Raw genomic sequence first — 2,815 nt, 5'->3', positions numbered from 1 at the left:
TTAAGCATGAATATTCCAAACCCAACCAAATGTATCTTCTACTTTACCAGTACGAATATCATTTAAAGCGTTTTTCAAGCGAGTTGACATCGAATCGTCAGTGATTGCTGGTAATGCGTAATCTTTACCTTCAAAACCAATAGCAGCAAATGGCGAAACCACTACGGCAGTTCCTGCACCAAATACTTCGGTTACGCTTCCGCTTTCGATTCCAGAAATAATTTCTTCTACCGAAACTCTTCTTTCTTCAACTTCAATGCCCATTGATTTGGCCAATTGGAGCAATGTATCACGAGTGATACCTTTCAAAATTGTAGAGCTTGTGTTTGGCGTAATGAGTTTGCCATCTTTCACAAACATTACGTTCATCGTACCCGACTCTTCAAAATATTTATGTTCGATAGCATCTGTCCACAATAATTGTGTATAACCTTGCTCTTGAGCTAATTTTGCAGGATATAACGATGCCCCATAATTACCACCACATTTGGCTGAACCAACACCACCAGGAGCAGCACGGATAAACTCAGTTTCAACTTTCACTTTTGGTGGAGTTGAGTAATATTTTCCTGCTGGACTCATGATAATCATGAAGCGGTAGTTTTGTGATGGACGAACGCCCAAATACACATCACTCGCAAACATGAACGGACGCAAATAAAGCGAGTTATCTTCGCCTTTTGGCACCCAAGCAGCATCAATTTTCAATAATTCTTCCAAGCCTCCGATGAAAATTTCTTCTGGAACTTGTGCCATGCACATACGTTCAGCCGAAATATTGAAACGCTTGAAGTTTTCCAAAGGGCGGAACATCAAGACTTCATCTTTTTCATTTTTGAAAGCCTTCATTCCTTCAAAAATTGTTTGTCCGTAGTGAAGCGATGCCAACGCTGGATTATAACTAATATCTCCGTAAGGCAAAATCTTTGGGGTTTGCCATTCTCCGTTGATACAATCTGCGACCAACATGTGGTCAGTAAATATTGTCCCAAAAGCAATATTATTAGGGTCAAGTTGATGAATTCGGCTCTCAGCAACCAGTGTCACGTCTAAGTTAAGTGTTTCTGTCATAACAAAAAATTTGAATGAATGGCAATTTGATTTACTCTACCGCAAGAATTTTGTATCCGAAAATCTATAATAGAGACTTTATTAGTTATTTCTACTTGCGAAGTAACAAATAATATACCACACTGTCAAGGAAAAATGCAAAAATAGTTGTCAAGACAATCTTTTTTTTATTGCACCTTACTTTCTTCATATAAAACTTGCAAAACTGTCTGTCCAACGGCCTTTAAAGTGCCTTTATCAATGATACTCATGTTATCTTTTTGAGTGTGGTGATAATCGCCAAAAGTATTACCCGTTGTTGGGCGTAAATCACAAATATCAATCATCGGTATTTTTGCATTGACGTTTACAGGCACGTGGTCGTCGGTGATATTTCCAAAATCTTGATTCAAAAAATACTGGCTATAACCTAACTGACTCGCAATGCTCCAAACGTTGTTCATCACGGCAGGAGCGTATTGCATGGAAGCGTTATCTTTCGTGAAAGTTGCTCCTTTTGCTCCGACCATATCCAATAAAATTCCGAAATATGCCGAGTAGTTTGGTTTATGCAAATTTCTCGACCAATATTCAGAACCCATCAGCCAGCCACCGTTCGGAATCGTTACTTCTTTTGTATAACTATTTGGCGGACCCCAGTCTTCTACATCAAATAACACAACATCAATGCCAATGTTTGGTTTTTGTGCAGAATTTTGAATTGTGCGTAAAATCTCGAAAATAACAGCTACACCACTTGGGCCATCGTTGGCCGAGTCGAAAGGTTTATCTTTGGCCGTCGAGTCATCATCCGAAAACGGTCGAGTGTCCCAGTGCGAAGCCAAAATGATACGTTTGGTAGCTTGTGGATTGTACGTACCGATGATATTTCGGGCATTTAATACTTTTCCGTCGTAAGTTACTGGCTTGAATTTTTGCTCAATTACCTCACAACCGAGCTTTTTTAGTTCACTGGCCATCCAATCGCCACATTTTACGTGAGCCGCCGAATTGGGAATTCTCGGTCCAAATTTTACTTGTTTTGCTATATAATTATAGGCTGTATCAGCGTTGAATGAGGGTGCGGTAGCTAGTTTCACGGTTTCGGTTGAGGTAGAAGTTTCTTCCGAACTAGCCGATTGCTTACAACCAACAAAAGCCGTAGAAATAGCAAAAACAGATAAATAACAAGTGTATTTTAGTAAATTCATAATAAAATTTGTGTAAAAACGAATACCTATTAGCGAAGCGTCGCCAGTGGTTGAGCAAAGTTATATGTTTTGATTCTTTTCTACTAACGTTGAATCGAATTAAGTATTTCAAGAATCGTTTTTTTGATTAGCTTTGTGAAATAGAATTCAAGACATCAGACAAGAGACAAAAGAAATTTCACAAGCTCTTTTCCCTCTTTTGTCTCTTGTCTATTGTCTAATAGCTGATAAAAAATGACCATAGAAGAAGCACAAAAGATTGTTGATGAATGGATTACGACCATTGGCGTAAGATATTTTAATGAATTGACCAATACGGCAATGCTCATGGAAGAAGTGGGCGAAGTGGCTCGAATCATGGCACGCCGCTACGGCGAACAGTCGGAAAAGGAATCGGATAAAAACAAAGATTTGGGCGATGAAATGGCCGATGTACTTTTTGTATTGATTTGTTTGGCCAATCAGACGGGTATCGACCTCACGGAGGCTCTCCGCAAAAATCTCGAAAAGAAAACCAAACGTGATTTATTACGCCACAAAAACAATGAAAAACT

General features: G+C 39.1%; 3 protein-coding genes. 1 reads left to right on the top strand and 2 read right to left on the bottom strand.

The genetic code is table 11. The features are described from left to right. Positions 1 to 1,071 (bottom strand): branched-chain amino acid aminotransferase, encoded by a 1,071-nt coding sequence (locus tag ACOVO2_RS24310; RefSeq protein ID WP_421772463.1) that lies wholly within the window; start codon positions 1,069 to 1,071, stop codon positions 1 to 3. A gap of 167 nt (positions 1,072 to 1,238) precedes the next feature. Continuing rightward, positions 1,239 to 2,261: a M28 family peptidase gene (locus ACOVO2_RS24305; RefSeq protein ID WP_421772462.1), complete on the bottom strand. Its 1,023-nt coding sequence runs from the start codon at positions 2,259 to 2,261 to the stop codon at positions 1,239 to 1,241. A gap of 234 nt (positions 2,262 to 2,495) precedes the next feature. Here ACOVO2_RS24305 and ACOVO2_RS24300 point away from each other — a divergent pair. Beyond that, the coding region (locus tag ACOVO2_RS24300; protein WP_421772461.1) for a nucleotide pyrophosphohydrolase at positions 2,496 to 2,815 on the top strand (320 nt) is incomplete at its 3' end.

Source organism: Emticicia sp., assembly GCF_049241225.1.
Classification (GTDB): domain Bacteria; phylum Bacteroidota; class Bacteroidia; order Cytophagales; family Spirosomataceae; genus Emticicia.
The sequence above is the reverse complement of the archived record's forward strand: the minus strand, read 5'-3'. Positions and strand labels throughout refer to the sequence as shown.